Annotated in this window: 22 protein-coding genes; 11 read left to right on the top strand and 11 right to left on the bottom strand. The window is 31.9% G+C overall.

What is annotated here, in order from left to right:
* Positions 1–100: 100 nt before the first annotated feature.
* Both BLT88_RS10720 and BLT88_RS10715 read right to left on the bottom strand, forming a co-directional pair.
* Positions 101–538 carry a leucine-rich repeat domain-containing protein gene (locus BLT88_RS10720; RefSeq protein WP_091954716.1) on the bottom strand — a complete coding sequence of 146 codons (438 nt, stop codon included), beginning with the start codon at positions 536–538 and terminating at the stop codon, positions 101–103.
* Between the two features lie 122 nt (positions 539–660).
* Complete coding sequence (locus tag BLT88_RS10715) at positions 661–2,091, bottom strand: sodium:solute symporter (RefSeq protein WP_091954715.1); 1,431 nt, start codon at positions 2,089–2,091, stop codon at positions 661–663.
* A gap of 96 nt (positions 2,092–2,187) precedes the next feature.
* Here BLT88_RS10715 and recR point away from each other — a divergent pair, with 96 nt between their 5' ends.
* On the top strand, positions 2,188–2,805 hold the full coding sequence (gene recR / locus BLT88_RS10710; protein ID WP_036787726.1) for a recombination mediator RecR: 618 nt from the start codon (positions 2,188–2,190) through the stop codon (positions 2,803–2,805).
* A 1-nt stretch (position 2,806) separates the two neighbouring features.
* Here the strand turns inward: recR and BLT88_RS10705 are convergent, their stop codons facing one another.
* The 4 genes from BLT88_RS10705 to BLT88_RS10690 form a co-directional block, all read right to left on the bottom strand.
* Complete coding sequence (locus tag BLT88_RS10705; RefSeq protein WP_091954713.1) at positions 2,807–3,382, bottom strand: CopD family protein; 576 nt, start codon at positions 3,380–3,382, stop codon at positions 2,807–2,809.
* A 69-nt stretch (positions 3,383–3,451) separates the two neighbouring features.
* Entirely contained in the window at positions 3,452–4,471 is a 1,020-nt protein-coding gene (gene hemH, locus BLT88_RS10700) for a ferrochelatase (protein ID WP_036787733.1), read from the bottom strand.
* A gap of 59 nt (positions 4,472–4,530) precedes the next feature.
* Positions 4,531–5,043 (bottom strand): TrmH family RNA methyltransferase, encoded by a 513-nt coding sequence (locus BLT88_RS10695; RefSeq protein WP_091954712.1) that lies wholly within the window; start codon positions 5,041–5,043, stop codon positions 4,531–4,533.
* 62 nt (positions 5,044–5,105) lie between these two features.
* Positions 5,106–5,990, bottom strand: a complete 885-nt coding sequence (locus BLT88_RS10690; protein ID WP_036787739.1) for an AraC family transcriptional regulator — start codon at positions 5,988–5,990, stop codon at positions 5,106–5,108.
* A gap of 204 nt (positions 5,991–6,194) precedes the next feature.
* Here BLT88_RS10690 and hemA point away from each other — a divergent pair, with 204 nt between their 5' ends.
* From hemA to hemF, 7 genes are all read left to right on the top strand, one after another.
* Complete coding sequence (gene hemA / locus BLT88_RS10685) at positions 6,195–7,430, top strand: glutamyl-tRNA reductase (RefSeq protein ID WP_091954710.1); 1,236 nt, start codon at positions 6,195–6,197, stop codon at positions 7,428–7,430.
* 10 nt (positions 7,431–7,440) lie between these two features.
* Positions 7,441–9,039, top strand: a complete 1,599-nt coding sequence (gene hemC / locus BLT88_RS10680; protein ID WP_091954709.1) for a hydroxymethylbilane synthase — start codon at positions 7,441–7,443, stop codon at positions 9,037–9,039.
* 101 nt (positions 9,040–9,140) lie between these two features.
* Positions 9,141–10,106, top strand: a complete 966-nt coding sequence (hemB, locus tag BLT88_RS10675; RefSeq protein ID WP_091954707.1) for a porphobilinogen synthase — start codon at positions 9,141–9,143, stop codon at positions 10,104–10,106.
* 88 nt (positions 10,107–10,194) lie between these two features.
* The gene (gene hemL / locus BLT88_RS10670; protein WP_091954706.1) at positions 10,195–11,484 is read left to right on the top strand and encodes a glutamate-1-semialdehyde 2,1-aminomutase; all 1,290 of its coding nucleotides are present in this window, start codon (positions 10,195–10,197) and stop codon (positions 11,482–11,484) included.
* A 132-nt stretch (positions 11,485–11,616) separates the two neighbouring features.
* On the top strand, positions 11,617–12,645 hold the full coding sequence (hemE, locus tag BLT88_RS10665; RefSeq protein WP_091954704.1) for a uroporphyrinogen decarboxylase: 1,029 nt from the start codon (positions 11,617–11,619) through the stop codon (positions 12,643–12,645).
* 111 nt (positions 12,646–12,756) lie between these two features.
* Positions 12,757–13,512, top strand: coding sequence for an EI24 domain-containing protein (locus BLT88_RS10660; protein ID WP_091954703.1), 756 nt, complete (start codon positions 12,757–12,759; stop codon positions 13,510–13,512).
* Entirely contained in the window at positions 13,493–14,395 is a 903-nt protein-coding gene (hemF, locus tag BLT88_RS10655; RefSeq protein WP_091954701.1) for an oxygen-dependent coproporphyrinogen oxidase, read from the top strand. The genes BLT88_RS10660 and hemF overlap by 20 nt, the downstream gene beginning before the upstream one ends.
* Before the next feature lie 60 nt (positions 14,396–14,455).
* Here hemF and BLT88_RS10650 read toward each other — a convergent pair whose 3' ends face one another.
* Both BLT88_RS10650 and BLT88_RS10645 read right to left on the bottom strand, forming a co-directional pair.
* Positions 14,456–15,793: a hypothetical protein gene (locus BLT88_RS10650; protein ID WP_091954700.1), complete on the bottom strand. Its 1,338-nt coding sequence runs from the start codon at positions 15,791–15,793 to the stop codon at positions 14,456–14,458.
* Between the two features lie 23 nt (positions 15,794–15,816).
* The gene (locus BLT88_RS10645) at positions 15,817–16,440 is read right to left on the bottom strand and encodes a YceI family protein (RefSeq protein WP_091954698.1); all 624 of its coding nucleotides are present in this window, start codon (positions 16,438–16,440) and stop codon (positions 15,817–15,819) included.
* Positions 16,441–16,746: 306 nt separating this feature from the next.
* On the opposite strand from BLT88_RS10645, the gene BLT88_RS10640 reads away from it, so the two are divergent.
* The 3 genes from BLT88_RS10640 to BLT88_RS14165 all read left to right on the top strand — a co-directional run bounded on the left by BLT88_RS10640 (position 16,747) and on the right by BLT88_RS14165 (position 18,912).
* On the top strand, positions 16,747–18,066 hold the full coding sequence (locus BLT88_RS10640) for a dihydrolipoamide acetyltransferase family protein (protein ID WP_091954696.1): 1,320 nt from the start codon (positions 16,747–16,749) through the stop codon (positions 18,064–18,066).
* Between the two features lie 240 nt (positions 18,067–18,306).
* A complete protein-coding gene (locus BLT88_RS10635; protein ID WP_091954695.1) occupies positions 18,307–18,732 on the top strand; it encodes a hypothetical protein in 426 nt (141 codons plus the stop codon).
* A 12-nt stretch (positions 18,733–18,744) separates the two neighbouring features.
* Positions 18,745–18,912, top strand: a complete 168-nt coding sequence (locus BLT88_RS14165) for a hypothetical protein (protein WP_157691209.1) — start codon at positions 18,745–18,747, stop codon at positions 18,910–18,912.
* Positions 18,913–18,998: 86 nt separating this feature from the next.
* Here the strand turns inward: BLT88_RS14165 and BLT88_RS10630 are convergent, their stop codons facing one another.
* The 3 genes from BLT88_RS10630 to pdhA form a co-directional block, all read right to left on the bottom strand.
* Positions 18,999–19,685, bottom strand: a complete 687-nt coding sequence (locus tag BLT88_RS10630) for a GNAT family N-acetyltransferase (RefSeq protein WP_091954693.1) — start codon at positions 19,683–19,685, stop codon at positions 18,999–19,001.
* A gap of 66 nt (positions 19,686–19,751) precedes the next feature.
* A complete protein-coding gene (locus BLT88_RS10625; RefSeq protein ID WP_091954692.1) occupies positions 19,752–21,362 on the bottom strand; it encodes a dihydrolipoamide acetyltransferase family protein in 1,611 nt (536 codons plus the stop codon).
* Positions 21,363–21,365: 3 nt separating this feature from the next.
* Positions 21,366–22,355 carry a pyruvate dehydrogenase (acetyl-transferring) E1 component subunit alpha gene (pdhA, locus tag BLT88_RS10620; protein ID WP_036787771.1) on the bottom strand — a complete coding sequence of 330 codons (990 nt, stop codon included), beginning with the start codon at positions 22,353–22,355 and terminating at the stop codon, positions 21,366–21,368.
* Between the last annotated feature and the right edge of the window lie 50 nt (positions 22,356–22,405).

Raw genomic sequence — 22,405 nt, 5'->3', positions numbered from 1 at the left:
AATTCCCTGATTTAATGCATCTAAGAAGCAGAAAAGTTTCTGAAACATGATGTCTGACATTAATATGTCCTGCAATACGTTTAATATATTATTTGTTTTACTAGTTATCTTTATTTAGTTGTTCGTCAACAACCCAGAAATAGATTTCATCATCATTTCTATATTGCTTTCTGCTTTTGCCAAATTTAATTAATAGCTTTTTAGCTTTCTCTGTATCAATTTTATTATAAGTAATGAAATCTACTCTCAGTTTGTTTTTATTAATAATGTTTTGTGGTAGTATTAAATTAGAATTGAAATCGATCCTAAGTATTTCTAAAGATTTAATTTCTCCAATTTCTGCAGGAACTTCTGTAATATTATTTCCTTGAATATTTAAGTCTCTAAGATTTTTTAAACCTATAATTGCTTTTGGAATTTCTTTTAGGTGGCAGTTTATAAGGTTTATATATAGTGGTTGATTTAGGTTTGCAAAACAAACTGGAAAATGAATTGCTCCTGTTATATTTAAAAAGTTTAAGGTATTTAATTTATTCAAGGAGCATATAGTATTCGGAATTTTCTCGATTCTACTATTTTTATGAAAATCTCTTGTATTTATTCAAAAAATCTCTTTTTAATGATATTACCTGAAATAATAATGTTCTGGTGTTTATTATTTTATTTTTTAAAGAGAAATAAGCCAAGAAAGGAGTATACACCATTAATGACCAATACAAAAAATTCAAAGTCAAAATTGAAATATTGGATTGTACTATAATTGGTTAAAAAAGTTAACACTGGCGCGATAATACAAATAAAAGGAACTGCTTTGTCTTTTACTTGCAGTTTGGTAAATAAACCGAATGCATAAAGACCTAATAGAGGACCATATGTATAACCAGCAAACGTAAATATTTTAGCGATTACACTTTGATCTGCAATAAAATATTTAAAAACCAAAATAGTCGCGATGAGTACAAATGAAAAAAGGATATGAATCTTCTTTCTTGTTTTTTCTTGCTCTTCCGGATTTTTCTTTTTGTCAATTTCTAGAATATCAATACTAAAAGAGGTTGTTAAAGAAGTTAAAGCAGAATCTGCACTCGAATATGCCGCCGCGATTAAACCTAATAAAAAGAAAATTGCAGTAGCTAAACCTAAGCTTCCTTTTGTGGCAATTATGGGAAATAATTGATCTTTGTGAGCGTCAATTCCGTTTTTCTGAGCATAATCTGTTAATAAAACTCCTAAAGCCAAAAAGAAAAAATTAACAATTACCAAAACAATGGTAAACCAAAACATGTTTTTTTGCGCATCTTTTAGGTTTTTACATGTCAAGTTTTTTTGCATCATATCTTGATCTAAACCTGTCATTACTATTGCAACGAACGCTCCAGCTAAAAAGCGTTTCCAGAAATAATCGCCAGTTTTTACATCGTCAAAAAAGAAGGTTTTAGAAAGTTCGCTTTCAGCAACATAAGAAAAAATATTGGTGATTTGCATTTCCGTAGAAATTGTGTAAATACAAACGCCAACTGCAATTAACATAAATAATGTTTGCAAAGTATCTGTCCAAACAATGGTTTTAATTCCGCCTTTAAATGTGTATAACCAAATTAATAAAATAGTGATAGAAACGGTTACCCAAAAAGGAATTCCGTAGGCATCAAACAACAATAATTGCAACACATTTGCCACTAAAAAAAGTCTAAAAGCGGCACCAATGGTTCTAGAAAGTAAGAAAAAACTTGCTCCCGTTTTGTAAGAGTAATTTCCAAATCGGTCTTGTAAATAAGTGTAAATAGATGTTAAATTTAATCTGTAATAGAGTGGAAGTAGCACTAAGCCAATAACGGCATACCCCAAAATGTATCCCAAAACCATTTGCATATAACTCATGCTTTGAGATTCTACCCAGCCTGGAACAGAGATAAAAGTAACTCCAGAAAGTGAAGCTCCAATCATACCAAAAGCCACTAAATACCAAGGAGAAGAGTTATTTGCTTTAAAAAAAGTTTTGTTGTTTGCAGATTTTCCTGTGAGGTAAGAAATAAAAAGTAAAACAGAAAAATATGCGACGATTAATAGGATAATATGTACTGGTTGCATGAGTTGATTACAAATGATCGATTATGAATTACGAATATATGTTTTTCTAGGCTTCTTTTAGGGTTTCATACTTCATAATTCGTAATTTTGCAATCTATGGAGTTTTCATCAAAAATATTAGAAAATGCAGTAAATGAAGTTTCTCGTTTACCAGGAATTGGAAAACGAACGGCTTTGCGTTTGGTTTTACACTTGTTGAAGCAGCCGAAAGAGAATACAAGCTATTTGTCTGAAGCGCTGTTGCATTTAAGAAATGATGTAAAAAATTGCGAAAAATGCTTTAATATTTCTGATACTATTTTATGCGATATTTGTAACAATCCAAAAAGAAGTCCAGATATTATATGTGTTGTAGAAGATATAAGAGATGTAATGGCAATAGAGAGTACCTCTCAGTTTAATGGATTGTACCATGTTTTAGGGGGTAAAATTTCTCCGATTGAAGGAATTGGTCCTCAAAATTTGCAAATAGAATCTTTGGTGACCAAGGTTGAAGAAGGTGAAGTTAAAGAACTTATATTCGCTTTAAGTTCTACCATGGAAGGAGATACAACCAACTTTTATATTTACAAGCAGATAGAAAAATTTCAGATTAAAACCTCCACAATTGCTCGCGGAATTGCTGTGGGAGATGAGTTAGAATATGCGGATGAAGTTACTTTAGGAAGAAGTATTATAAATAGAATTCCTTTTGAGCAGAGTATTAGAGGTTAGTTTATTTTTCTTTCAAAACTTTTTTTTCTGCTTTTTCCCAACTTTTCTTTTCTCTTATTCTTTTGTAGAGTCTTATTCCTAACATTAGTAGCACTCCAAAAAGAATAATTCCTACAACACCCCAAATCCAATTAATAGCACTTTTTAAAGTTACTAAAAATACAACTGCGAAAAGGATTATAGTCGCAACTTCATTCCAAATCCTTAGTTTAAATGCAGAGTATTTTATAATGTCTTTTTGTAATTGAGCATAAATTTTTTGACAAGAATAATGATAAAAATAGAGCGCCAAAACAAATACCAATTTTACATGCATCCATGGCATTTCTAAGTAATCTGGATTTTGATAAAGTAACCAAAAAGCAAAGAAACTTGCTAAGATTGCAGATGGCCAAGTAATTATGTACCATAAGCGTTTACTCATTAATTTATATTGAGTTTGTAAAATCCCTTTTGCGGGATCTTCTTTTTTTTCTGCTTCTACATGATAAATAAATAATCTTGGAATATAAAATAAACCAGCAAACCAAGTAACTACAAAAATGATGTGTAATGCTTTTACATATAAGAAGTCCATAGTTTTGTTTTAGGTTTTAAACTTTCCACGGATTTTATATAGAAACCGTAAAAGTCTTTTAATTTATCGTTAACTTTTTTGCTTCCAATCATTTATCCAAGAAGCCATTACAGCTACCCAATCATCATTATCATTCATACAAGGTATGTGTTTGTAATCAGTTCCGCCAGCTTCTATAAAGTCTTCTTTTCCTTCCATTGCAATCTCCTCTAAAGTCTCTAAACAATCAGAAACAAAAGCAGGTGTAATCACTGCTAATTTTTTCTTTCCTAATCCTGGAAATTTCTCTAATTCGAAATCGGTATAGGGTTTTAACCAAGGGTCTTTTAATAAACGAGATTGAAAAGAATTACTATACGTACCTTCTTTTAGCCCAAGCTCTTTTACAATACCTTTTGTGGTTTCAAAACATTGATGCCTGTAACATGTGTAATGTGCAACAGAATTGCGCTCACAGCAAGAACCATCTAATTTACAGTGACTTTTTGTAGGGTCAGATTTTTTAATATGACGTTCCGGAATTCCGTGATAAGAAAACAAAACATGATCGTAATCAAAGCCTTTTAAATGATTTGCAATATTATTACTCATCGCTTTTATATAATCTGGTTTGTTGTAAAAAGGGGGTAAGACATCTAGTTTAACTTCCGGATATTTCTCTGCTAGAATCTCTTCTGCTTTCACAACCACCGTTTCAAAAGAAGACATTGCGTAATGAGGATATAAGGGTGCTAAAAAGATTTCTGTAACACCTTTGTCAATTAATTCTTGAATCCCTTTTTCCATAGACATAGATCCATAACGCATAGCTAAAGTGATTGGAATGTCTATTTTTTTAATCAATTTTGTTGTGAATCTTTCAGAGATCACCACTAAAGGCGAGCCTTCTTTCCACCAAATTTTTTTGTAAGCAGCACCCGATTTTTTTGGTCTAATCTTCAAGATAATCCCTTTAATTAGTATCCAGCGCTTCCAATATGGAATATCTATAACACGCTCGTCCATTAAAAATTCACCCAAATACTTTTTTACATCTTTTGTTTCTGTAGAATCTGGTGATCCTAAATTGTTTAGTAAAATTCCTTTCATTTAAAATGAGTTTCAAAGTTTAATCGTTTCAATGTTTTTTTAACTTGAAACTATAATATTTATATTTTGCTTCCTGCAATCTGATTCGTAACTTCGTATAAAGTAATGGCTAAGCTATGTATTACATTCATAGAAGAATTTCTTCCAAACATTGGTATCGCGATTGTATCGTCTATTAATTTTATGTTTTCAATTCCATTTCTTTCACTACCCAAAAGTAATACGATTTTTTCATGATTCGTAAAATTAAAATCTTGAATATTGATACTTTTATCAGTAATTTCTATACCAACAATTGCATTGCCTTCTTCCTTTAATTGGTATATAATTTCGTTAAAATCTGTGTAGGTATCATACTTAATTTGATTGATCGTATTTCTTGCAGTTTTCTTTACAATCCTATTTTCAATTGTTGGAGAACTCTTGTGAAAATAAATTTTCTGTACCCCAAAGCTTTCACAGATTCTGAAACACATTCCAATATTTTCTGGAGTTCTAATAGCATCACAAACAATGGTTATTGGAAACTGTTTCTGATTGTTTTCTATGTTTTCATGTGTTAGTTGTTCCAAATTATTTTAGTTTCAAAAGTTCAAAGTTTTAATCGTGTAGGGTTTCTGTTTTTGTCAACGCATTATTGATTAAAGCTCATTACGTATTTCTTGGGAGTTGTTCCAAATTTCTTTTTAAAGGCGGCAATAAAATGACTAGAAGTACTGTAGCCAATTTTTACACCCACTTCGTTTACATTAAATTGATTACTCTCTAATAATCTTCTTGCGTGCTCCATTTTGTAATCAAACAAAAAACTAAATACGGTATCTCCGTAAATTTGTTTAAAGCCTTCCTTTAGTTTCTTAATGTTTAACCCAATTTCATTCGCTAATTCTTGCAAGCTTGGAGGCTCTGCCATTCTAGAAATAATAATTTCTTTCGCTTTTCTAATTTTTAAAACATTTTGTTCATCTACTAAAAAAGGACAATATTCGCCTTCCGTATTTTCTTCTTGTTGAAAATGGAGACTCAACAATTCGTATACTTTTCCTTTTACATATAAATCTTTAATAGAACTGTTAACACTAGAGTTGATAATTTGTTGTAAAACAATTGAAACTGTTGGCTTTATTTCAGAATCATCATAGTATTTTTTATTACTATTTTCATCACTTAAAAAAGGAATGTAACCAGATTCTTTCGAAAATAAAGAATGAAATTTTTCTATAGAAATTAATAAAGAAACCAATGTTGTTTTTGGTTGAATTTCTAAATTAATGGGTAAAATTCTTTGCGGGTTGTATAAAAGAATTGATCTGTCGTCTAAAACATCAAAAGAATAAGAACCATGGTTAAATAAAAATTTAGATTTTCCTCTTAAGCAAAAATGTATTTGAATAAAAGTGCTATTAATCTCTCTTTCAAAGTTTTGAATAGTTTTACTTTCGTTTTGAAAATGAAGTAAATAAAAACCTTTATCTAAGATAATTTCTTCAAAAGTACTTTCTCCGACATTTTTAAACATAAACAATCTTTTAATTGGAATTCTTTTTATTTATAATCATTCTATATAATAATAATAATAAACCTTTATCACTAGCAAAAGTAGTGCTTTTCGTCATTTTTTTAGTTAAAAATTCTTTAAAAAACATTTAACGTTATAAAAAGTACTTTGAGCGACATTTTTTTTTAATTGAAGTTTTTACTTTTGAGCAACTTTTACGAATAGATGCAAGAGGACAGGCAAGAGTACTTTTATAATATTGGAGTTAGTTACAAAAAAGCGGATGCGAACACGCGTGGAAAATTTTCTTTAACAAAAGAAAATCAAATTGCGTTGTTAAAACTTTCTAAAGAGAAAGGTTTTAAGGGAGTTTTTATTATTTCTACCTGTAATAGAACAGAGATTACTGGCTTTGCAGAGCGTCCTTGTCAATTAATAGAATTGCTATGTACTTTTACAGAGGGTACCATTGAGGAATTTGCAAAATTCTCGAATGTTTATAAAGATCAAGAAGCAATTCATCAGTTGTTTAGAATTGGTACAGGCCTAGAAAGTCAAATCTTAGGAGATTACGAAATTGTTGGTCAATTAAGACAGTCTTTTAGATTGGCAAAATCTCTGAAGACGGTAAATGCATATTCAGAAAGATTGATGAATTCTGTACTTCAAGCAAGTAAAAGAGTGAAGAATGAAACAAAATTAAGCTCAGGAACAACCTCTGTTTCTTATGCAGCTGTTCAATATATCATCAAAAATTTGCCGGATTATAATTCTAAGAATATTTTAGTTTTTGGATTGGGTAAAATGGGGAAGCATACCTGTAAAAATTTAGCAGAATATACTCAGAATAAAACAGTATGTTTAATTAATAGAACTGAAGAAAAAACAACAGCATTTGTAAAAGAACATGCTTCTATTAGAAAATCTGTGATTGAGAATTTATCTGAAGAGATTAAAAAAACAGATGTTTTAATCGTTTCTACAGGTGCAGATAAACCAACAATTACTAAAGAGCATATTGGGCATCATAAAAACTTATTGATTTTAGATTTGTCAATGCCTGAGAATGTGGCAAAAGATGTTACCGATTTTAAGGGTGTTTCAATCGTAAATATTGATGAACTTTCTAAAATTACAGATGAAACACTAGCTGTTCGTCTAAAAGAAGTTCCGTTTGCAGAAGCGATTATAGAAACACACAAAGCAGAATTTAAAGAATGGTTAAATCACAGAAGATTTACACCTGCGATTGCAGCCTTAAAAAAATCATTAGAAAATATTAAAAACGACGAAATTAGTTTTCAGAAGAAAAAAATTGCTGATTTTGATGAAAGTCAAGCAGAAATCTTAACTTCACGTTTTATTCAAAAGATAACCACACAGTTTGTGAAACATTTAAAAGATGAAGAAACATCTGTTTCGCAAAGCCTTCAAGTAATTAATAAGGTTTTTCAGTCTTAATCAAAACTCAATGCAGAAAATAATAAGAATAGGAACTCGCGATAGCGAATTAGCGCTTTGGCAAGCTAATAAAGTACGTGCAGAATTAAAGGAATTGGGTTACGAATCAGTTTTGGTTCCTATTAAGTCTTTGGGAGATATTGTTTTAGATAAACCGCTATATGAACTTGGTGTAACAGGTGTTTTTACAAAGAGTTTAGACATTGCAATGTTGAATAAAGAAATTGACATTGCAGTTCATTCTTTAAAAGATGTTCCTACTGTTTTGCCTGAGGGAATTACACAAGCCGCCGTGCTAAGGCGTGATGATTATTCTGATGTTTTAGTGTTTAAAGGGACAGAAGAGTTTTTTGGACAACCAAACGCTATTATTGCTACCGGAAGCTTGCGAAGAAAAGCGATGTGGTTAAATCGGTATCCAACACACACTGTTGTTGGTTTAAGAGGAAATGTAAATACACGTTTAGAAAAACTAGAACAAAGTGAAACTTGGAATGGGGCTGTTTTTGCCACAGCTGGATTATACCGATTGGGAAAAATACCATCAGAAGCTATTAAGCTTTCTTGGATGATTCCTGCACCAGGACAAGGCGCTATTATGGTAACATGTTTGCAAGAGGATGATTATGTTTTAGATGCATGTGAACAATTAAATCATAGAGAAACAGAAATTTGTACCACTATTGAACGCGAGTTTTTACATTTATTAGAGGGTGGATGTACAGCGCCAATAGGAGCTTTGGCTTATATAGATGGAAAAACAGAAGAAATAAATTTTAAAGGAATTTTATTAAACAAAGATGGTTCTAAAAAAATTACAGTTAATAAAATAGCAAAAGTTGGCAGTCATGAGTATCTGGCTAAAGACTGTGCAGATTATGTAATTAATAGAGGAGGAAAAGAGCTAATGTTAGAAGATGATGTTGCAGATAATATTTGTAATATTTACTCCACTAAAAAGCTTTCTGAACTTCAAAAAGAAACATTATCGCATTCAATAGGTGTAAAAGATAGTGATTTTATTAAAATTCGTTTTAATCGAATTCCTGCTAAAGTGATGAAAAATCAGCATGAAAATGTGCTAATTACAAGTCAGAATGGAGTGGAAGCAATTCTAAATTCTTTTACAAAAGATGAAATAAAATTTAAGAATATTTTTTGTGTTGGCAGAAGAACCAAAAAGCTGATTGAAAACAGAATTGGTAAAGTTACGTACGTAGCTAAAAATGCTTTAAAATTAGCAGAATATGTAGCAAAAGAAACAGATATTAAAGAAGTTTCTTATTTCTGTAGTAATCTAAGATTAGACGTTCTTCCTGCCTATTTAAAAGCAAGTGATGTCCACGTAAACGAAGTTGAAGCCTACAAAACCATGTTGAGCTCAGTAAAAATTGATGATGATGTTTCTGGTGTTTTGTTTTATAGTCCATCGGGAATTGAGAGTTATTTGGAAGAAAATTCAACGGAAAAGGTTGCTTTTTGTATTGGAGAAACTACAGCAGTTGAAGCTAGGAAACATTTTGATAAAGTAGAAGTTGCGAATCTACCAGATGTAGATAGCGTTCTAGAGTTGGTGAATATGTATTATTCCAACCCTAACTTTTCTTAAGATAATGAATGAAAATCTGTTTTTAGTTAGAACAAATTAAATCGAAATTCTGTGGTTACTGCTTGCGCGGGAATGACAGTTTAGTGAAAACTTTTGAGCTTATGCATAGAACAAGAAGACTAAGAAAGTCAGAAGGAATTAGAAGGTTAGTAAAAGAAACTAGACTTTCTATTGATGATTTTGTATATCCACTTTTTATAGAAGAAGGAGAAAATATAGAAACAGAAATTGTTTCTATGCCAGGAATTAAACGTTTTTCTTTAGATCGTATTTCTAAAGAATTAGATGAAGTGGTTTCTTTAAACATTCCTGCAGTTTTGTTATTCGGAATTCCATCAAACAAAGATGAAGAAGGCACAGAGACATGGAATGATAACGGAATTATGCAACAAGCAATTCGTTTTATCAAAAAGAACTATCCCAACTTATATGTAATTACAGATGTTTGTTTTTGCGAATATACATCTCATGGTCATTGCGGAATTATACATGATAATGATGTTGAGAATGATGCTACTTTAGTAAATATTGCAAGGCAAGTTATTTCGCATGCAAAAGCAGGGGTAGATATGGTTGCACCTTCTGGAATGATGGATGGAACTATTGCTATGGTTCGCGAATCTTTAGATAATACAGGTTTTTCAAACTTGCCAATTATGGCATATTCTGTAAAATATGCATCTGCTTTTTATGGTCCTTTTAGAGATGCTGCAGATTCGGCACCGACCTTTGGTGATAGAAGAACATATCAAATGGATCCTTCAAACAGAGATGAAGGAATGCGTGAAGCTACTTTTGATGATCAAGAAGGCGCAGATATTTTAATGGTAAAACCAGCATTGTCTTATTTAGATATTATTAGAGATTTAAAAAATAATTTCGACAGACCAATAGCATGTTACAATGTAAGCGGAGAATATGCAATGGTAAAGGCAGCTGCAGAGAAAGGTTGGATTGATGGAGAAAAAGTAATGATGGAAAGTTTACTGTCTATGAAAAGGGCGGGAGCAGATATTATTATTACCTATTTTGCTAAAGAGGCTGCAAAAGTATTATTGAAAAAATAACGTCATTACAAGGAAAGATAACGGAGTAATCTAATGATTATTAAGTAGATAACTTCACTAGATTCGGAATGATAGAAAAGTTAAAAAAATGAAATTTAAAAAATCTCAAAAATTATACGAACAAGGATTGGTGCACCTTGTAGGTGCTGTAAATTCTCCCGTTAGAGCATTTTCATCGGTGGGTGGAAATCCGTTGTTTATTAAAAAGGCCAAAGGAAGTAAAATTACAGATGTTGATGGAAATGAATATATAGATTTAGTACTTTCTTATGGACCAATGATTTTAGGTCATCGTCACAAAAAAGTGCAAAAAGGAGTTGAAAAAGCATTGAAAAATGGGTATTCGTTTGGGGCATCCACAGAAAATGAAATCATTTTAGCGAAAATAGTTTGCGATGCTTTTCCAGGAATGGATAAAGTTCGTTTTGTAAACTCTGGAACGGAGGCTGTTATCAGTGGTGTTCGTTTGGCAAGAGCATTTACAGGAAAAGATAAAATTATAAAATTTTCGGGTTGTTACCATGGACATCAAGATTCATTGTTGGTGGCAGCCGGCTCTGGCTTGGCAACTTTAAGTTTACCAGGTTCTAAAGGAGTTCCTGAAGGAGCAGTTAAAAATACTTTAATCGCAAAGTATAACGACTTAGAAAGTGTAAAAAAACACTTTGAAGAACATACTGATATTGCGGCTGTAATTATTGAGCCAATTTGTGGTAATATGGGTGTTGTAATTCCGCAGAATAACTTCTTAAAAGATTTAAAAGAATATTTAGAAACTAAAGGAGCTTTATTAATTGCTGATGAAGTAATGACAGGTTTCCGTTCTAAATTCGGTGGAGCTCAAGAATTATTAGGAGTTGAAGCAGATATTACATGTTTAGGCAAAGTAATTGGTGGAGGTTTCCCAGTGGGAGCCTATGGAGCAAGAAATGAAATTATGCGGGAGGTTGCGCCTTTGGGTGGTATGTATCAAGCAGGAACCTTAAGTGGAAATCCGATTGCAATGGCTGGAGGAATTTCTACATTAACAGAATTGAAGCAACAAAATCCATATAAGCAGTTTAATGAGACCGCTGCAATCTTAGAAGTAATCTTATTAGAAACTGCTAAAAAATATAAGGTGGATTTAGTTGTAAATCGTTTTGGTTCTATGATGAACCCTTTCTTTACAAAAGGAAAAGTCACCAATTTTGATGAAGCACAGTCGTCCGATACCAATAAGTTTGCGATCTTCTTTTGGGAAATGATAGAAAACGGTGTCTTTTTACCGCCAAGTCAATTTGAAGCCTGGTTTTTGTCTTCAGCTATAACAAATAAGGATATTAAAAAAATAGCAGAAGCAACCGATAAAGCAATGTTAGCGGTGTCTAAAATGTAAATAAATCATTATCCTGAGTTAGTGTGAGAAAGTAATTTAAGAATTAATATTAGGCTCACTTCAATTAATCTGGAATGAAGTTTTATAAATATGTAATGTAATAATCAAGAGCTAATTGTCAAAAGCTAAACAATGATAAAAAACGATTTATTTTTAAGAGCATTAAAAGGAGAAACTTTAGATAGACCTCCAGTTTGGATGATGCGTCAGGCAGGAAGATATTTACCAGAATTTCAAGAAATCAAAAAGAAATACGATTTTTTTACTCGTTGTCAAACTCCAGAACTGGCATCCGAAATTACGGTGCAGCCAATTAGAAGGTATGGAATGGATGCAGCTATTTTATTTTCTGATATTCTAGTGATTCCGCAAGCTATGAATATTGAGGTAGAAATGAAACCCGATTTTGGACCGTATTTACCGCATCCAATTCGCAATCAAAAAGATTTAGATCGTGTAATTGTTCCGGATGTTTATGAATCTTTAGGGTATGTGATGGAAGCAATAAAAGCAACCAAAGAAAAGCTAAATGATGATGTTCCTTTGATTGGTTTCGCAGGTTCTCCTTGGACAATTTTATGTTATTGCGTGCAAGGTCAGGGTTCTAAGAACTTTGATAAGGCTAAAGAATTATGTTTTACAAATCCGATTGTAGCGCACAGTTTGTTGCAAAAAATTACAGATACAACGATTGCTTATTTAAAAGCAAAAGTTGCAGCAGGTGTAAATGCAGTTCAAATTTTTGATTCTTGGGGAGGAATGTTATCTCCGGTAGATTATCAAGAATTTTCTTGGCAATACATTCAGCAAATTATAGATGCCTTAAAAGATGAAACTCCCGTGATCGCTTTTGGAAAGGGTTGTTGGTTTGCCTTAAATGATATGGCAAAATCAGGGGCTTCTGCTTTGGGTGTCGATTGGACGTGTTCCCCAAGAAATGCGCGTTATTTATCAGGAGGAAATATTACTTTACAAGGTAATTTTGATCCATCGAGATTATTGTCGCCACCAGCGGAAATAAAGAAAATGGTGCACCAAATGATTAACGAATTTGGCAAAGACCGCTATATTGTAAATTTAGGTCATGGTATTTTACCCAACATTCCATTAGAAAACGCAAAGGCATTTGTAGATGCAGTAAAAGAGTATAAAGTTTCATAAAAAAAATAAGACTTTTTTGGGCGTTACCTAAAGGTCGCGCTTTCCATTTTATCTTTTATTCGTTAATTCATAAAAGGATGTCATTTCAATCGCTAACGCAAACCGAAGCTAATGATTAAAAATATACTTTCAGGAATCAGTGCTTACGCAGGTGCCTTTCGTTTAATTTCTAGACTAAAGCTTGGTAAATATTTTGTAATTCCGATTGTAATTAGTGTATTAACGGCAACAATTATTGGTTTTACAGCATATGGTTTGTCAGATACTATTGGTCAGTTTTTAGCAAAAATTTGGATTTGGGATTGGGGTAAAGAAACAGTTACTACAATTGCTAGTTTTGTAAGTGCAATTTTTGTTTTAGTAATTGGTCTGATTGTTTACAAGCATATTATTTTAGCATTATCAGCACCATTTATGAGTGCCGTCTCAGAAAAAATAGAAATTCATGTCAATGGAAGTTTAAAAGTAAATCATAGAAAAACTACTTTTCAACAACAATTATGGAGAGGAATTCGAATAAATAGCAGAAATTTAGTAAAAGAATTATTGATTACAATTCCTATTTTATTATTGAAATTTATTCCTTTAGTGAATATATTTTCAACTATTCTATTGTTTTTGTTGCAAGCTTATTATGCAGGTTTTGGAAATATGGATTACACTTTAGAAAGGCATTTAAATTATGAAGAAAGTATCAACTTTGTTGGAAAAAACAAAGGGGTTTCTATAGGTAATGGAATCGTTTTTATGGTATGTTTGTTAATTCCTGTTATAGGAATTATAATCGTTTTACCATTATCTGTAACTGCTGCATCAGTAAAAACAGTTGAGCTACTAAATATCGAAAATGAAAGACCAATTTTATAAATACATAGAAAACTTGCAAGATCAAATAACTTCTAAAATAGAAGAGGTTGACGGACTTGCAAAGTTTGAAGAGGACATTTGGGAACGAGAAGAAGGTGGAGGAGGAAGAACACGTGTAATTGAAAACGGAGCTGTTTTTGAAAAAGGAGGTGTAAATATATCTGCTGTTCATGGAGAATTACCAGAAGTTTTAAGAAATCAGTTTAAAGTTAAAGAAGGAAAATTTTTTGCTTGTGGATTGAGTCTAGTGTTGCATCCAATAAACCCTTTTGTGCCAACCGTGCATGCTAATTGGCGTTATTTTGAAATGTACGACGAAGCAGGAAATATTGTTACCCAATGGTTTGGTGGAGGCCAAGATTTAACACCCTATTATTTATTTGATGAAGACGCCATTCATTTTCATACCGTCTGTAAAAATGCCTGTGATGAGCATGATTTATCGTTTTATCCTAAGTTTAAGAAAACTTGTGACGAGTATTTTTGGAATTCACACAGAAATGAAGCCCGTGGAATTGGAGGTTTGTTTTTTGATTACTTAAAAGAAACTGATAAGCTTTCGATTGCAGATAGATATAATTTTGTAACAGAAGTTGGTAACAGCTTTTTAGAAAGTTACGTGCCAATTGTAGAAAAGAGAAAAGAGATCGATTTTACAAAAGCACATAAAGATTGGCAAGAAGTAAGAAGAGGAAGATATGTTGAGTTTAATTTAGTTCACGATAGAGGCACTTTATTTGGACTAAGAACAAACGGAAGAATAGAAAGTATTTTAATGAGTTTGCCGCCAATAGTTCAATGGAAATACAATCATCATCCAGAAGAAAATTCTGAAGAAGAACGATTGTTGCAGGTTTTAGCACGTCCAAAAGATTGGATTTAAGTAATAAAACAAAAAAAGCAGGAACAAAATTCCTGCTTTTTAGTTAATTCAAATAAATTGTTAGAAAGAGATTACTGCTTCAAGTACAACACCATTCATTTCTGCACCCGATAATATTTCTGGTGTCCATGCGTTAGGAGACCATGCCGCAGCATCAGAATTATAAGATTGCTTTACATATTCTACTTTCATTAGAATATTTTTTGTCATAAACCAACCTGCACCAATATTAGTTCTCGTAATTTTTTGCTCATTTGGTTTTGCGCTACCAGGGGCAAAGTCTGCATTACCAATTACAGAATTATATCTTCCTGCAATATAGAATTGCCCTTGTTCTCCAAATCTATATAATAATTCAGTACCTACTTGAGTAAAAGATCCTTTTTCATTTCCTTCTGCTTTGCTTCCTTTACTAGTTTCATAAATTCCAAAAAATTCTAAACCTTTATATTGTATAAATGGGTTAATTTGGTATGAAGTGTTGTTTTTAAATCCAGGAGTAAATCGTCCTGCAAAATCACCTCCAGTTTTTAATTCACCACCAATATTTGCGTTAAATATGTTATAATATCTTCCACCAGCTCTATCTCCACTGTATAAATGGTCTCCATTATTGTAACCACTTTCACTAATAAAAGAACCAGTTAAACGCACTCTTAAAGCTTCATTTATTTGACGATCCATTCCTAATTTACCATAAAAAGTAACTTTAAGATCTTTTTCGCCAGTAATTGTTGAAGATCCCCAAGGAGAGATTGTTTTATCTACTGTAGGATTTAGTAAACCATTAGATATACCAGCAACAATTACATAGTCTCTCGGTTGTAATGTTATTTCAACAAAAGGTTCTACTGTATAGGCATCCATTAGGTAATTACCAACAAAAGGATTGTAAATGGCCATTGCATTATCAGATCTTCTAAAATGCGCATCACCGAAGTTTAATTGATCAACACCAATTCTTAGGGTTGTTACATCCATAATATTTTTTAAGAAATCTTTTTTTATAAAGTCTAACTTATCCATTTGAATATAACCACCTTTTACCCAAGTTTCCTCGTGGTGTTTAGAGGAAAGAAAAGTTCTTAAATGCATTCTTATACCGTCTGCTAGTTGTACATCAAAATTTAAGTTTGCAGTAGGTAAGTTTACATTTCCTCCAATTGCAGTGAGATTATTCATGTCATTGGAGTGATCTAGCGACTGAAATTGAATTGCGAAATCACCACCTACTTTAATAGATAGTTTTTCAAATTCTACATCATTTGTTTTTTTCGTTTCAAAAATATTTAATCCATCATATCCTGCTTGTCTCAGATATTGAACGTTTTGAGCGTTGGCGCCTAGCGTAAAAACAGCTAGCATTGCAATTAATACTAAATGTGTATTTTTTTTCATAATTGGTTAATTTAATTTTTATTTTAAAATTTCAGATTGAATTCAATTGTTATTTCATCAGCTGTTTTTATGGTTCCAAGTAAAGCTTTCGGGGGATCTATGCCAAAAGAGGTCATTTTTAATTCATGAGATCCTGTTAAAGTAATATGGTCGCCATTTTTATTAATTTTACTCAAAACAGTTACATTTTTGGTAACACCAGCAATTGTTAAATCTCCACGGAGTTTTATATTTATGAAGTCTGTATTTTCCGAGATAATTTCTCCTTTTTTAAAAATGAAAGTAATTAATGGGTATTCTTTTGCCTTGAGAGCTTTATAGGTAAGCTTATCCATTATTTTTTTACCACTTTTTATACTCGTAGCTTCTATTTTTACTTCTAAAGTTTCAATAGTCACATTATCAAAATTATTAAAGGTAATAGTTGCATTCGTTTTTTCTACAATACTCTCCCAGTCGTGTAAGGTGGAAGTTCCTTTAACTAATACATTACTTGGTAACTTAATTTTGAGAGATGTAGAAGTTTCTGTAACAGATAAATTTATAGGTAATTTGATATCTGGAATTAAATTAACCGCAGCTTTTTGGCAGAATAATGGAGTTGCTATTATGAATAACAGTATAAATAGACAGATAATTTTTTTCATAATCTATTTGTTTTATGAGGCAAATTTATATTAGATTAAATCTTAATTATATGATATAAATCATCAATATTTATTTTTTTTCAAAAAATGAATAAATATTTATAGTAAAGGAAGAGTTGGTGTTTTATTGCGAATAAATTAATATTATGTGTATTAAGTGTTTAATAATAAAAATAAATAGATATTTTCTTGTTTAATATTATAAATAATGTAAAATATTAATTTCTAGAAAACTTTATTTTTAATCTTTTTTACTAGAAGAACATTGTTTTTTAGTATTTTTGCATTCTGTAAAATCAAATAGAAATGGCAAGATTTGAATTGAAGTTACCAAAAATGGGAGAAAGTGTTGCAGAGGCGACCATTACATCTTGGTTAAAAGAAGTAGGTGATACTATTGAGTTAGATGAAGCTGTTGTAGAAATAGCGACAGATAAAGTAGATTCTGAAGTGCCAAGTGAAGTTGAAGGAACACTTGTAGAAGTTTTGTTCCAACAAGATGCTATTGTGGCTGTAGGAGAAACTATTGCAATAATAGAAACTGAAAGTGATGAAAATTCTAATGGAGTTACAGAGACTAAAAATAAGATTTCTAAGGAAGTTATAGAGGTAGAAAAAACAATTGCAAAAGCGGTTGAAGAGGTATCTATGCCTATTACTAAGACCTCAGATTCAGGTAAATTTTATTCACCATTAGTAAGAAATATTGCTCAGAAAGAAGGGGTTTCTATGGAAGAATTAGAATCTATTTCTGGTATTGGAAAAGATGGAAGAGTTACGAAAGATGATATTTTATCTTATATAGAGAATAGAAGTAAATCTCCTCAAGCGATATCAACTTCAATTCCAGTAAAAGCTGAAGCTCCAAAACAAATTGAGAAAACGGTTGCTAAAGTTGCACCAATTTCTGTAAATGGAGAAGACGAAATTATTGAAATGAGTAGAATGGGGAAACTGATTGCTAAGCATATGGTAGATTCTGTTCAAACTTCAGCACATGTGCAATCGTTTATAGAAATTGATGTTACAAATATTGTAAAATGGAGAGATAAAGTAAAAGATGCTTTCTTAAGGAGAGAAGGAGAGAAGCTAACATTTACCCCTATTTTTATGCAAGCGATTGCAACTACAATTAAGAAATTTCCATTAATTAATATTGCCATAGACGGTGATCATATCATTAAAAAGAAAAACATTAATTTAGGAATGGCTGCTGCTTTACCAGATGGAAATCTAATTGTTCCTGTCATAAAAAATGCGGATCAATTAAATTTAGTTGGTATGACGAAATCTGTAAATGATTTAGCTAATAGAGCAAGAAATAACGGGTTAAAACCTGATGATATTCAAGGAGGAACTTATACGGTTACAAATGTTGGTGGTTTTGGTTCTGTAATGGGAACTCCAATTATTAATCAACCGCAAGTAGCAATTTTAGCTCTAGGGGCAATAAGAAAGGTTGCTGCCGTAATCGAAACTTCAGAAGGTGATTTCATAGGAATTAGACAAAAAATGTTCGTTTCTCATTCTTATGATCACAGAGTTGTAAATGGTGCGTTAGGTGGTATGTTTATTAAAAGTTTAAAAGATACTTTAGAAGCTTGGGATTTAAATCAGGATTTTTAATTTAAATAATTTGTTAAAATTTTAAAGCTCGAGAAATTTCTCGGGCTTTTTATTTTTTAGAATTATATTTGTTTCCAATAAATTAATAAAGATTCATAAAAAAAAATAAAATGAAAAAAATTATTATTCTTGTGTTTCTTAATGTTATGCATAAATGTTAATGCGCAAGAAGCCGTATTACTTCGTTTAAACTGCGAAAAAGGAGTAATTTATGACATTTCCATGAAATCATTATAGGAAATGGGAACTGTTATGTCCATGGGAATGACATTAGATATGAGTGTGAAAATTTTAGAGGTAAAAGATGGCATTTATGAAAGCGAAATGAAGTTTTCTAAAATATCTATGGACATGTTACAAGGAGGAAATATAATGAGTTATGATTCTTCTAAATCTGACGCCGAATTAGATGATACTGGTAAAATGATGAAAGCTCAAATGGAACCAATGTTAGAGGCTGTAATCTTTGCCAAAGGAAATGATTTAGGTGAAGTTCTTGAAACCAAAGTTGAACCAAATATTCCTGGAGTTAGTGAAATGGGAAAACAAACAAGTACTATTATTTATCCTAAAGGTGCTGTAAAAATAGGAACTACTTGGACATCTTCTAAAAATGAAAAAGGAATGGTAATGGATTTTTTTTACAAAGTAAAATCAATATTATAAGATAAAGTTGAATTGGATTTATCTGGTAAAGTTTCAGGAATGGCTTCTGGAGATATTACTGGCCATGTAGATATTGATAGAAAAACGGGAATTCCAACAAATACTTTAATAGACATGACTCTTTCAGCTAGTGGGCAAAAATTACTGTCAAAAATGACGATGACAATGAGCAAGAATTAAATGTTAAAATTTATAGAACAAAAAAGCCTTGAGGTTTTCTCAAGGCTTTTTTCATAGATTATTTTAAAAAGATTATCTATGGTCTTTTACTTTCTACTAAATAACCACCAATTCATGTCTCTAGTTAATTTATAGCCTAATTTTTCATAAAGAGGAATTGCAGTATTACCTTTGTTTGTATGCAGAATTGGTAACTTGTTTTCTTTTAAGATTTCTTTAGTTGTAAAAGCAACTAGCTGTTTGGCATAACCTCTTTTTGTGTAATTTGGATGTGTAACAACTCCGCTAACTTCTATTAAATCATCTGTTTGCATTCTTTGTCCAGTAATTGAAACGAGTTTATTGTCTTTAAAAATCCCAAAGTATTTACCCATTTCAAAACCTCTTTTTCGATAAAATCCGGGCATCACCAGCCAAATTAAATCATAAATTTCATCAATATAATCTTCTGTTAATAAAACTATATTTTCAGTAATTTCAAGGTCTACTAAGTTTTCTAAAACCATTTGACAACCATCAATTTTCTTTTCTAGAAGCACATAATTAGTATCAATAATTGGTGTTTTGTTTTCTGAAACTAAAAAGAATTTATCTACTATTTTAGCATATTCATTTAGCGCATTGGCTGTTTTATTAGGATCAAAAAAAGCGCCAAATATGCATATGTCTGGTTGGTAAAAATGAACGCCATCATATTCAATAGTAAATTTTTTATGAGTTTCTTTTAGGGAATACCAAACAGGGTTTTTTAGTTTATTTTCAATATCTTTCATTTGATATAAATATAAAAAAAAAGCTCGCAACCTGCGAGCTTTTTAGTTTTATAAAATTTAAAAGTCTTATGCTAACATTGTAACGGGATTTTCTATAAACGTTTTTAATGTTTGTAAAAATTGAGCACCAACAGCACCATCAACCGTTCTGTGATCACAAGTTAACGTTAATTTCATGGTATTTCCAACAACAATTTGTCCGTTTTTAACCACTGGTTTTTCAACAATGGCGCCTACGGATAAAATAGCTGAATTAGGTTGATTGATAATTGAAGTAAAGTTTTCAATTCCAAACATTCCTAAATTAGAAACCGTAAATGTGCTTCCTTGCATTTCTGCTGGAGAAATTTTCTTATGTCTCGCTTTCCCTGCTAAGTCTCTGACAGATGCTCCAATTTGAGTCAAACTCAATTGATTTGTATGCTTAACAACAGGGACTAATAAACCATCATCCACGGCAACGGCAACACCAACGTGAATATGCTTATGATAAATAGTAGTATTGTCTGTCCAAGAAGTATTTACTTGAGGATGTTTCTGTAAAGCCATTGCACAAGCTTTTACAACCATATCATTAAAAGATACTTTTGTTTCTGGAATTGCATTGATAATTTTTCTTGAAGCCATGGAATTATCCATGTTCACTTCAATATTTAAACTGAAATCAGGAGCAGAAAACTTAGAGTTTCCTAGAGATTTTGCAATTGCTTTACGCATTTGAGAGTTCTTCACTTCTTCAGAACTTTCTTCACCAACTGCAACATAAGTCTTTGCTCCGGTAGTAGTCGTTTCTGTTTTAACAACTTCAACAGCTTTAACTGCAGGAGTATAGTTTTCTACATCTTTTTTGATGATTCGTCCATTTTCACCAGAACCACTTATATCGGCTAAATTAATTCCTTTATCAGATGCAATTTTCTTTGCCAGTGGTGACGCAAAAATTCTGCCGCCAGCAGCATTTGTTTTCTTTGTAGTTATTGATGATTTTTCCTCAATAATTTTTTCTTCTTTCTTTTCTGATGCAGCAGCTGGTTTACTAGCAGCTCTCATTGAACCCCCATTTGCAACAATAGCAGAAACATCTGTTCCTGCAGGACCAATAATTGTTAATAAGCTATCAACAGCAGCAGTTTCTCCTTCTTGAACACCAATGTATAAAATAGTTCCTTCATAAAAACATTCAAATTCCATGGTGGCTTTATCCGTTTCAATTTCAGCAAGCATATCACCTTCTTCAACGGCGTCTCCAACTTTTTTTAACCATGTCGCCACGGTACCATCAGTCATAGTATCACTTAAACGAGGCATTGTTATTACGTGCACATCTTCAGGAATTGCAGTGGCACTTGTGTTTGAAGTTTCTGTACTAATTTCTTCTTTCTCTTCTTCTTTTATTACTGGTTCTGAGCTTGCATTTAAAATTGCAGAAATATCTTCACCTTCTTCACCAATTATTGCCAATAAAACATCAACCGGAGAAGTTTCTCCTTCTTGAATTCCTATGTGCAATAGCGTTCCTTCATAGAAAGATTCAAATTCCATAGTTGCTTTATCAGTCTCTATTTCAGCTAAAATATCACCTTCTTCAATTTTATCTCCAACATTTTTTAACCATTTTGCCACAACACCCTCTTCCATGGTGTCACTTAATCTTGGCATGTTTATAATTGTAGCCATATTTTAACTTATAAAAGGATAATCTTCTTGTTCGTATACCATGTCATATAATTGCTGTACTTCTGGATATGGAGAATCCTCTGCAAACTTTTCACATTCCTTCACCCTATCTTTTACATCTTTATCAATTGCAGCGATTTCTTCTTCTGTTGCGTAGTTATTTTCTTTAATGATATCTAAAACTTGTGTAATAGGATCTATTTTTTTGTACTCCTCAACTTCGTCCTTAGTTCTATAGTGCTGAGCATCAGACATTGAATGACCTCTATATCTATATGTTTTCATTTCTAAGAAAGTAGGTCCATCTCCACGTCTTGCTCTTTGTATCGCTTCATCCACAGCTTCGGCCACTTTAATAGGATTCATGGCGTCGACAGGTCCACAAGGCATTTCATAGCCTAAGCCTAATTTCCAAATATCCGAATGATTAGCAGTTCTTTCTACAGAAGTACCCATTGCATATCCATTATTTTCAACGATAAAAACTACAGGTAATTTCCATAACATCGCCATATTAAAAGCTTCATGTAAAGAACCTTGTCTAGAGGCCCCATCACCAAAACAAGTTAAGGTAACCGCATCACTTCCTTTGTATTTGTCACCAAAAGCAATACCTGCTCCTAATGGTATTTGTCCACCAACGATTCCATGACCTCCATAAAAACCAAATTCTTTAGAGAAAATATGCATAGAGCCTCCCATTCCTTTTGAGGTTCCAGTAGCTTTACCATACAACTCTGCCATCACACGTTTAGGATCTTCTCCCATACCGATTGGCTGAACGTGATTTCTGTAAGCAGTTATCATTTTATCTTTTGATAAGTCCATAGCATGTATTGCTCCAGCTAAAATAGCTTCTTGACCATTGTACAAGTGTAAGAATCCTCTTACTTTTTGTTGAATGTAAACAGAAGCTAATTTGTCTTCGAATTTACGCCAAAAGAGCATGTCTTTGTACCAATCTAAATAAGTCTGTTTAGTGATTTTTTTCATTCTTAATGATTCTTGTTTATTTTGTAAACGATATGTTTATTCTCAATAAT

Origin of the sequence: Polaribacter sp. Hel1_33_78, assembly GCF_900106075.1 — a bacterium.
Lineage (GTDB): Bacteria > Bacteroidota > Bacteroidia > Flavobacteriales > Flavobacteriaceae > Polaribacter.
The sequence above is the reverse complement of the archived record's forward strand: the minus strand, read 5'-3'. Positions and strand labels throughout refer to the sequence as shown.

Coding starts and splice junctions, on each gene's coding strand:
- hemH (WP_036787733.1), bottom strand. CDS start 4,471: ATGAAAGGAATTTTACTAAACAATTTAGGATCACCAGATTCTACAGAA.
- BLT88_RS10690 (WP_036787739.1), bottom strand. CDS start 5,990: ATGTTTAAAAATGTCGGAGAAAGTACTTTTGAAGAAATTATCTTAGAT.
- recR (WP_036787726.1), top strand. CDS start 2,188: ATGGAGTTTTCATCAAAAATATTAGAAAATGCAGTAAATGAAGTTTCT.
- BLT88_RS10660 (WP_091954703.1), top strand. CDS start 12,757: ATGATTAAAAATATACTTTCAGGAATCAGTGCTTACGCAGGTGCCTTT.
- BLT88_RS10635 (WP_091954695.1), top strand. CDS start 18,307: ATGGGAACTGTTATGTCCATGGGAATGACATTAGATATGAGTGTGAAA.
- BLT88_RS10640 (WP_091954696.1), top strand. CDS start 16,747: ATGGCAAGATTTGAATTGAAGTTACCAAAAATGGGAGAAAGTGTTGCA.
- BLT88_RS10650 (WP_091954700.1), bottom strand. CDS start 15,793: ATGAAAAAAAATACACATTTAGTATTAATTGCAATGCTAGCTGTTTTT.
- BLT88_RS10705 (WP_091954713.1), bottom strand. CDS start 3,382: ATGGACTTCTTATATGTAAAAGCATTACACATCATTTTTGTAGTTACT.
- hemC (WP_091954709.1), top strand. CDS start 7,441: ATGCAGAAAATAATAAGAATAGGAACTCGCGATAGCGAATTAGCGCTT.
- pdhA (WP_036787771.1), bottom strand. CDS start 22,355: ATGAAAAAAATCACTAAACAGACTTATTTAGATTGGTACAAAGACATG.
- hemL (WP_091954706.1), top strand. CDS start 10,195: ATGAAATTTAAAAAATCTCAAAAATTATACGAACAAGGATTGGTGCAC.
- hemF (WP_091954701.1), top strand. CDS start 13,493: ATGAAAGACCAATTTTATAAATACATAGAAAACTTGCAAGATCAAATA.
- hemB (WP_091954707.1), top strand. CDS start 9,141: ATGCATAGAACAAGAAGACTAAGAAAGTCAGAAGGAATTAGAAGGTTA.
- BLT88_RS10625 (WP_091954692.1), bottom strand. CDS start 21,362: ATGGCTACAATTATAAACATGCCAAGATTAAGTGACACCATGGAAGAG.
- BLT88_RS10645 (WP_091954698.1), bottom strand. CDS start 16,440: ATGAAAAAAATTATCTGTCTATTTATACTGTTATTCATAATAGCAACT.
- hemE (WP_091954704.1), top strand. CDS start 11,617: ATGATAAAAAACGATTTATTTTTAAGAGCATTAAAAGGAGAAACTTTA.
- hemA (WP_091954710.1), top strand. CDS start 6,195: ATGCAAGAGGACAGGCAAGAGTACTTTTATAATATTGGAGTTAGTTAC.
- BLT88_RS10715 (WP_091954715.1), bottom strand. CDS start 2,091: ATGCAACCAGTACATATTATCCTATTAATCGTCGCATATTTTTCTGTT.
- BLT88_RS10630 (WP_091954693.1), bottom strand. CDS start 19,685: ATGAAAGATATTGAAAATAAACTAAAAAACCCTGTTTGGTATTCCCTA.